Raw genomic sequence first — 6487 nt, 5'->3', positions numbered from 1 at the left:
CCCTCCTAGTTACTTACTATTTAGCGGACGCTCTCACGAACAGCTCAGTGTCGTCAAGTTGCTTTGTGAAGTACTGAGTCTAGGTTGACTCCTCAGCGAGTCACAGAAGACACTCTCCAGATCGATATAGCGGTTATTCACCCTGCAATTTGTGTGGGCTCTATATATTTGATCAGTTATATACTTCATTCAAGGTGAAGGGGCAGAAGATATAGTAACAACTGAAACGATTTACACACTGATCGCACAGCTGTCGTGCGATCAGGTGTGCATTGACTTTCAGTGGCTACTATACTGGCAGGAGACAACTATTGTGTAATACGTCCACACAGATAGTCTCAGAGCGATTTAACTGCTATCTACCGCTACATTACGATCATTGCGGTTTTGCTCTGATCATCTCTCCTTATAAAAACATTTGAGGAATGTGGTAACTAATACCGTGTGTTTCAAAAACACGGAGAGAGACGGTAGTAAACGATGGCTGTTGATTCAACAACCACACCCTCCGAAACACCCATTGCTGTCGTTGGTCCGGGACGGATGGGAATCGGTATTGCACAGGTGTTCGCAACTGCTGGCTACGATGTATCGATTCTAGATACAAAAGATCGCACTGCAAACCAGTGGGATGACAAGCAGAACTTCGTGACAGAGACGATCCAATCGAACCTGAAACTGCTGGAGGAAGAAGACGTATTCGACGGATCGGAAGGAAACGTCCTCGAGAAAATTGACATAACTCGTTCGTTCGAGGATGGTCTCGAAGATGCTGCGTGGGTGTTCGAGGCCCTCCCTGAATCGCCCGAACTGAAACGCGACTTCTTCGAAAACGCAGAGCCACATCTGTCCGAAGACACAGTAGTCGCGTCCACGACTTCGTCTATCAGTATCGATACGCTTGCTGACGCGTTTGATGAGCCGGGACGGCTGCTCATCGCTCACTGGTGGAATCCTCCCTTTATCGTTCCACTGGTCGAGGTAGTTCGTTCGGATGGGACCGAAGAGACCGTCGTGTCTGCAACGGTCGATTTGCTGGAGAGTATCGGCAAAGAACCAGTCGTCTGTGAGGATCATCCAGGATTCCTCGGATCTCGCGTCCAGGCGGCGGCGATGAACGAGGCTATTCGTGCGTACGAAGACGGCGTCGCAGACCCTGCGGATGTCGACCGGGCACTGAAAAGCGGCTTTGGGTTCCGACTTCCCGTCCTCGGTGTCATCGAGCACGTCGACATTGGAGGTGTCGACGTCCTTCACGGCGTCAACGAATACCTTACTGACCAACTCGGTGAGCGATTCGAAAACCCAGAGAGCGTCCAGAAAAAAGTGGCTGCCGACGAGCTCGGGCCGAAGACGGGTTCGGGGTTTTACGAGTACGACAGTGCCGATGCTGAAGAACTCAAACGCGAGAAGTATCGTGGTATGATCGCTATTCACCGGGCGGTATACGGCGGTCCACCAGGTGACGTAACTCATACCGATAACGATTGACGGCCTCACCCGCCTGAAGCCGGGGTGAATCCCAAGCGTTGGGATATTAGGGTTTGCAGTCTGCCTGTTCTTGTGGGTGGAATGCACCCGTCGTTGTGTCGAACAGGTAGACTCCGGGCTGTGCCAAGCAGCCGTTACTCATATCCCCGGTTGGAGGAGTTTGAGTTATCTTTCGGCGGATATTCACCGCTCCGTTCACGTCTGCGTTCATCGTCGTCTCACACGACTCACAGACGTACAGCCCACGCTTGACGCGGTTGGCGTCTCGAATCTGCCCGCAACACGAGCAGGTTTTCGACGTGTTCGCCTCGTCTACTCGCTCAACCAGTATCCCATGTTCTTCGGCTTTGTATTCGAGTAGACCGGTGAAGCGGTCGAACTCCCAGCCGTGGAGTTTCTTGTTGCCAAACTGTCCCCAGTCTCGTGAGTCGCCGTCGTCATCCTCTCGAATATCGCTCAGGTCGCCCACGGCGATTGTCTCGACACCTTCCTCGACACACCGCTCAACAATGTGTTTCGAGAGCGTGTGTAGGAAATGGTCTTTCCGACGTGAGAGTTTGCGGCGGGCACGACGTGCCCGCTTGGATAGGCCGTTCTCGCCTTCAGTCTGATACTCCTCGCGGGTGAAGTAGTGTTTGTCCTCTTTGAGCCAGTTGCCGGGATACAATTCACTCGGGCCGTCTTGGTAGTTGATAGCGAGGTAGTTGCTGATACCGAGGTCGATTCCAGCGGTGTTGTCTCCAGGCGCATCCTCGACGGGAATTTGCTTCTCGCACACCAGATGCAGTTCCCAGCAGTCGTCGTTCCAGACAGCGCGGATCTGCTGGATATTCTCGACAGTCACGTCCGGTCGCGTCTCGTATTCTACGAGAATGAAGTCCGACCGGCCATCTTTCAGGTTCCATCCTTTCGAGAGGCGAACCTGTCCGTGTTTGTCGTCGTGTTTGATACCTTTCTGTTTCCACGTCACTGTCGAGCGTGGGTGTCGGTCGCCTCGTTTCCGGTAGCCCGGCGGGTTATTGCCGTCGTCGGAGTTGTACCAGCCCGTGAACGCCTCAGCAAGCTCTTCGAGAACTCGCTGACTTGACTGAGAATGGAGGTCACTGTAGCGTTCGTGGTCTTTCAACTCCGATTTCAATTCATTCTCGTCAGGGATCTCACCGTCGTCGTCCCACCGACCCTGAATGTAGTAGCGTCCGACGTTCCACAGCTTTGATGCTGCAAACCCACAGGCGTCGATATCGTCACGAACCTGCTGGTGGTTCGTGATTTTGGCGACGTAGGTGCGGGTCGTCTCCAGCATCGTCCTGCTTCATAACCAGTTATGGATAAAATAGTATTAATAGTGTCGTTTGACGGGGAATATCCTGCCGCGCAGTCACTCGGTGGTCTGTTGCTCACCGTGTCGGCTTCATCCCCCGCCTGTTCAGTCCTCGGTTCCGACGCTCTGTCGGAACGCTCGTCCTTCACGGGAAGGCGGGGGTATTCGCCTTGGCTCTGTATAACCGGCCCTGGTGAATCACTAGACTACACTGACATTTGGCATCAAACTAGGTTGCTTGAGGCGTCACTCTGGTGTGATCTTGACTGAAATCTGGGGAAGGCGAAGTTGACGAACCGATCGGTCAGTCCTAAAAACCACCACAGGAATAGAAGCCGACGGTGTACAACGAATTTTCGAGACAATTAATTAAAATACGGTACAGATCATCACAGATACCATTCACTCAGGCGAACGGCCCGAGGTTCGGCAGGATCGTCGAGAGAATCAGTGTGACTGTGAAAGCAGTCACCGACATGAGGAACCCGACGAGCGAGAACGCCCGAATGGTTTCGTGGTGTTTGAGTCCGCCGACCTCGGTGATGACCCAGAACGCCGCGTTGTTGTGCCACGGGAACACCATCGATCCGGCGCCAATTGCCAGTGCAAGGTAGATTGGGTGAACATCGAGTTGCCCAATTGAACCTGCCATGATGCCCGCAGTGGTGATCATCGCGACAGTCAGCGAACCGGTCGCGATGAGCATTAGACCAGAGATGATGTACCCGGTAACCAGGAGACTGAAGCCAAGTCCACCGGTAAAGTCGATGATGGCCTCGCCGATGCCGGCAGCGGCCAACATTCCACCAAACGCACCGCCGGCCGCAGTAATCGCGATGATATTGCCACCGTCTTTCACTGCAACCAGTATCTCTTCTTCGAAGACGTTCAAGTCGTCAATTCGAACCCGGTAGTACGTCCATGCCGCCATCAACGCAGCTATCGTCAGTGCAATGTTCGGATCACCCACCAGACCGGTTATTTGTGTAACCATTGAACCATCGGGCAAAAACACTCCGAACAACGCATCCGAAGCCACGAGTCCAATCACCAGGATGATCGGAAGCAGTGCCTCGAACGTCCCAGGAAGATCCTGACCCTCACGTTCAGTTTGGCGGATCAGGTCCTCGGCAGTTGTCCCAAGTGCATCCCGAAGCGGAATGTCCATCCGCCTGTCCATCCACTGTGCGTAGAGAATTCCTGGTACGACTGCTGCTGGAATAGCAATGAGACCGCCGACGATCATGAACTGACCGATATCGATTCCGAGTTCGGTGGATACCGCCAGCGGGCCCGGCGTCGGGGGGACAAGTGCGTGGGCTGTCGACCCGCCTGCAATGATCGCGACCAGGTACAAAAAGTACTTTTCCCCCTCTCTTGCGCGGGCTGCTCGTGCGATTGGCGTAAGAACGTAGAAGACGTTGTCGAAGAACACCGGAATCGAGAGCAGATAGCTCGTTCCGAGTAGCGTCGCGTTGTCACGGTTCTCTCCCATCGATCCTCTGAACGTCCTGACGATTCGTTCGGCTGCTCCACTTTCGATCAGGCACTTACCGATTATTGCTGCCATCAGAATCGGGATACCAATCCCAATCATTAGGCCACCGAACTCTTCTGCTGTTAGTCCCCCGACCTCACCGAGTGGAACCTCTGGAGAGAGGATGCCTATTAGAAAAGTAGTGACGATGAGCGCGAGGAACGGATGTAATTTCAATCGTATTAATAAAAATAGCAGGACAACAATGCCCACTACCAACATCGTTCCTGGATGGAGTACTGTGTCGATTAGCATCGGAGTGTTGGGTACCGATAACATGGACCACCCGTTATTCTAAGGATACTTAAATCATTCCCCCATTCATAATTGAGGCATGACTAGCCATCGCTCATATCCTGATCTATTGTAGATTGATGGTTTTATATGTCTGTTGATGTACATAGCTGATGACTCGCCGTCTGGCACTTTTGTTGGTTAGCTCTATGACCGAGGAACCTCCAAAGGCAATGATACTACCCAAGATTAAGTGAATATCAAATGGTACGACCTGCGAGTTCTCAGCAAACCGTTTGGTCATACAAATAGGGTAACGGTGATTCATCGGCGGTCGAGGCGGATACCCCGACCCTTGACAGTAGTTGCCGATTCAGATTGTAGCGAGCCGATGGAAACGTGATGAGGTCACTGAACCCCGCTTAATCTTGTTTGTTCAAGCGGTGATTTAAGTAGATACTGGGGCTGAGATGCGTAATTCACAGTGACAGAGAGTCTTGCCAGTACGGGAGAGCGTGCTGACCCGAGCGCCAGCTCGGGTCTGCCGCCCGGCAGCGATTATCCGTATGTCACTGGCCCGAGGAAGAAGCGAAATGTTGCCGTTGGAACCGCTGGACGTGTGCTCTCTCGCCGCTGCTCTGAGAGTAGCAGACACACCACGATCCAAAGATTGTACAGTGCCACAGCGAACAGAAAGTAGAACAACCGCACCGCAAACACTGGTGATGTAGTCCGAGGAAGGAACTCACCGATCTTTCGGTAGGACGTTTCTATCCCCCAGCGACGCCGATATGCTTGCGCCAGTGTACCGCTTCATCCACCGTTCTCACATGGTTCGTGATGAGACACAGTGAGTCGTCGTCCCGCGACTGATGCGGGACGACGACGAGCGTCACCGGGACACGCATCGTCGGTGAACGCTTCCTGACTAACTCATAGTCAGTGACGAACACGTCCTCGTCGTGGTCGCCGAGAACACGCTTTATCCCCGGTGTTTTGGGCGCTCGAATCACGAACTCTACGTCGAGATCGATCAGTTCGTCGACTAACTCCACCCGATACAATCCACGATCACAGTAGATGCGAGTGATCGAGACGGCCTGACGTGCCGTCTCGATCACCTCACGGATTGCTTTGATCAGAGACTGCGTATCCGTTCGAGCAACGTGCTCGGACGCGAGTGTGAAACGAACTGACGGTGAAACAATACACAGTGTGACGAACACGTAGGCAAGATTCGTTCCACGATCCGGGTTGATCCGCGAAACCATCGGTGTCTGCTTAGAACCGTAGTAGAGCCATTCGTGAAGGTCGAGCGCAACCTCCGCGGTTGGGGGGAACCGTCGTGCCTTCCGTGCTTGGTCGAGGAACTGTCCGCGGATGCCATCGAACTGGTCGTCGATGGCATCCGCATCCATCTCACCAAGGTGGTACAGCAGCGACTTCGAGAGCGGGCTTCGGTCTTCGAGGTTCAGCTCTTCGCCCCGAGCCAACTGGAGGTGTCTAGCACTGGTGTTAGTGAACTCACGATAGAATGCGCTCCGAGTGAGGACTCTGGAGAAGTCCTCACTCGGGTAGGTGCCGTTAGGCTTCGTTCCGAAGTCCAGAGCGGGATACAACAGCGAACCTACGGCACGGCAGACCTGCCGTGCCTCGGTAGTACTGACCATGTTCTAAATAGGATGTCACCGGAGAAAACTGTCTTTCAGGCACTTCGGCAACTACTGTTGAGGTCGGGGAGGAAGCCGACACTCGATGACACAAACCACGCCCGAAAGCAAGTCTGATTTCCCCATCTAAATAAATACTAATAAGTATCTTTAGATGCACTAATGAAGTATGGAGGTTGTTCGGAACATCCAAGTCAAACTCGACGTTTCCGACGAGGACTCCGAAGTCCTCGA

The 6487-nt window shown here is 53.3% G+C and carries 4 protein-coding genes; 1 reads left to right on the top strand and 3 read right to left on the bottom strand.

Features of this window, described 5'->3' with window-relative positions:
- The first annotated feature begins 480 nt into the window (after positions 1–480).
- On the top strand, positions 481–1491 hold the full coding sequence (locus FYC77_RS19750; RefSeq protein ID WP_149083203.1) for a 3-hydroxyacyl-CoA dehydrogenase NAD-binding domain-containing protein: 1011 nt from the start codon (positions 481–483) through the stop codon (positions 1489–1491).
- Positions 1492–1537: 46 nt separating this feature from the next.
- Here FYC77_RS19750 and FYC77_RS19745 read toward each other — a convergent pair whose 3' ends face one another.
- From FYC77_RS19745 to FYC77_RS19735, 3 genes are all read right to left on the bottom strand, one after another.
- Positions 1538–2794, bottom strand: coding sequence for an RNA-guided endonuclease InsQ/TnpB family protein (locus FYC77_RS19745; RefSeq protein ID WP_149083202.1), 1257 nt, complete (start codon positions 2792–2794; stop codon positions 1538–1540).
- Positions 2795–3218: 424 nt separating this feature from the next.
- Entirely contained in the window at positions 3219–4628 is a 1410-nt protein-coding gene (locus FYC77_RS19740; protein ID WP_238387048.1) for a GntP family permease, read from the bottom strand.
- A gap of 725 nt (positions 4629–5353) precedes the next feature.
- The gene (locus tag FYC77_RS19735) at positions 5354–6253 is read right to left on the bottom strand and encodes a transposase (RefSeq protein WP_202911880.1); all 900 of its coding nucleotides are present in this window, start codon (positions 6251–6253) and stop codon (positions 5354–5356) included.
- Positions 6254–6487: the final 234 nt, after the last annotated feature.

This window comes from Natrialba swarupiae, from assembly GCF_008245225.1.
GTDB classification, from domain to species: Archaea; Halobacteriota; Halobacteria; order Halobacteriales; family Natrialbaceae; genus Natrarchaeobius; species Natrarchaeobius swarupiae.
The sequence above is the reverse complement of the archived record's forward strand: the minus strand, read 5'-3'. Positions and strand labels throughout refer to the sequence as shown.